We start from the raw sequence: 1,842 nt of genomic DNA, 5'->3' as shown, positions 1-1,842 counted from the left end.
ACCAGCCGCCTGACCGCCAACCCGGATAGAACCGGGCAATACCTCCGCCCGAAACCGCTCGCGGCAGCGTAAATCGGTATCGAACACCCTCTCAGAGCCGCCCGCGCCCCGCGAAGCCGCCGCGCGGCACCACGTGGTACGTCGCGTGGTCGCGCCCGCCCGCGCCGAGGACCAGCTCCAGGACCACGCCCCGCCCGTCCGCGCGGGCCTCGCGCAGCAGCTGCGCCGGGTCGCCGTCCGGCGGCATCCGGTCCAGGACGTGGCGCGGGTCGTCCACGACCGGGTCCGGCCGCGCCGGGCCGTCGATGCCGACGCCGGGCCGCTCCCAGTGCAGCCTGGCCCCCGGGCTGAACAGCTCGGGGGAGTCCATCGCCCAGCCCTCTGCGGTCCTGCCGCCGTCGCGGTACCAGCGCAGCGCGTGCTCGACCGTCCCGCCCGCGCTCGTCCGCTGTCCGGCGGGGGACCACGCGGCCACGTTCGCCGCCCCGATCCTGGGCAGGACGGCGGTGATGTCCTCCCGGATCACGAAGTAGGCGCGGGCGTACAGCCGGCAGACCATCAGCGCACGGCCTTCGGGGGTGGTGCGGAACAGGCCGAGGGCGGCCGGGCGGTCGCAGCGGTCCGAGACCATGGTCAGCACGTGCTCGACCCCCTCCACCGCGCCCAGCGCGTCCACCACCCCCTGGATCCGCTCCCGTTCCGCGGCCCGGGCCGCCCGCGCCCGCGGCGAGGAGGCGAGGGCGCGCATCCGCCGCTCGGTGGGCCAGTGCCCGCGCACGCCCTGCAGGGCGTCGAAGAGTTTGACGAACGGGTAGAGGAGGAGCTGCAGGAAGCCTTCCACCGGCCGGGTGTCCTCTCGGGTCGCACGCACGTTTGCGTCCACACCCTGTCCGGTCGCAGCCCCGGCCCGCAATCCGTTCCCGTACTCAACTCCCCGCCGGGCCGGGCTCCCGACGGGTGCGGGCGGTCCGGGCGGTCCGGAAGAAGGCGTTCGCGGCGGGCAGGAACATCAGCACGACGGCGGAGAGCACCGAGCCCACGTGCAGGGCCCGGCTGGCACCGAAGGCGAGGTCCAGGGGGCCGGCCTGCGCCAGTTCCCAGCTCAGGGACCGGCCTTGAGCCAGCGCTTGGACCGGCTGGAGCACCATCGACGCCGTGCCCAGCACGCCGAGGCCGAGCGCGAGAGCGATCCGGGCCCAGTTACGGCCCCGGCGCATCTGCCGGGCGACCAGGAGCGCGGCGGTGAACACCGGCAGACGGACGGCCAGGCCCGCGACGATCTGGGAAGCGGAGCCGGAGGAGTCGGTGAGCATCCGGCCGACCGCCAGGACCGTCTCGAACGCGCCGGCGGCAACGGCCGTGACCCACAAGGCGAACGCGGTACGCACCGGAGCGGGCGGCAAGGCAGCGTCGAGCGGTGCGGCGGCGGTACGGGGACGGGGCGGGTGTGGGCGTGCGGACGGGGCGTGGGACATCGCGGGGCCTCGGTTCGGTGACGTGGGGTCAGGGACGGTCCGTTCGGACGCCCTTGATCCTCCACGCACGCCGCGGCCAAGCCCCTCCGGCAGCCCGGCCGATTCCCCGGGGGGTTGTCCCTACCCCTCGACCGGGAACTCGCCCTGCCGCACCGCGGCGATGAAGGAGCCCCACGCGGCCGCCGGGAAGACCAGCGCCGGGCCGTGGGGGTCCTTGGAGTCTCGGACGGGGACGAGGTTGGGGGATCCGGGGGCTACCTCGATGCAGTCGCCGCCGTTGCCGCCGCTGTAGCTGCTCTTGTGCCAGGCAGTCGCGTTGAACTCGGTCCTCGTCATCTCTGAACCCTTCCAGCGCATCGGCGATCAG

At 74.5% G+C, this 1,842-nt stretch carries 3 protein-coding genes; all 3 read right to left on the bottom strand.

Features of this window, described 5'->3' with window-relative positions:
* Positions 1-91 precede the first annotated feature (91 nt).
* The 3 genes from ACZ7KX_RS41615 to ACZ7KX_RS41605 all read right to left on the bottom strand — a co-directional run bounded on the left by ACZ7KX_RS41615 (position 92) and on the right by ACZ7KX_RS41605 (position 1,811).
* Positions 92-871, bottom strand: coding sequence for a hypothetical protein (locus tag ACZ7KX_RS41615; RefSeq protein WP_470331155.1), 780 nt, complete (start codon positions 869-871; stop codon positions 92-94).
* A gap of 55 nt (positions 872-926) precedes the next feature.
* Positions 927-1,370 carry a hypothetical protein gene (locus ACZ7KX_RS41610; protein ID WP_470331154.1) on the bottom strand — a complete coding sequence of 148 codons (444 nt, stop codon included), beginning with the start codon at positions 1,368-1,370 and terminating at the stop codon, positions 927-929.
* 225 nt (positions 1,371-1,595) lie between these two features.
* Entirely contained in the window at positions 1,596-1,811 is a 216-nt protein-coding gene (locus ACZ7KX_RS41605) for a DUF397 domain-containing protein (protein ID WP_470331153.1), read from the bottom strand.
* Between the last annotated feature and the right edge of the window lie 31 nt (positions 1,812-1,842).

The organism is Kitasatospora sp. NPDC038210, from assembly GCF_055600605.1.
Note: the sequence above shows the minus strand (reverse complement) of the source record. Positions and strands in the feature narration are given on the sequence as shown.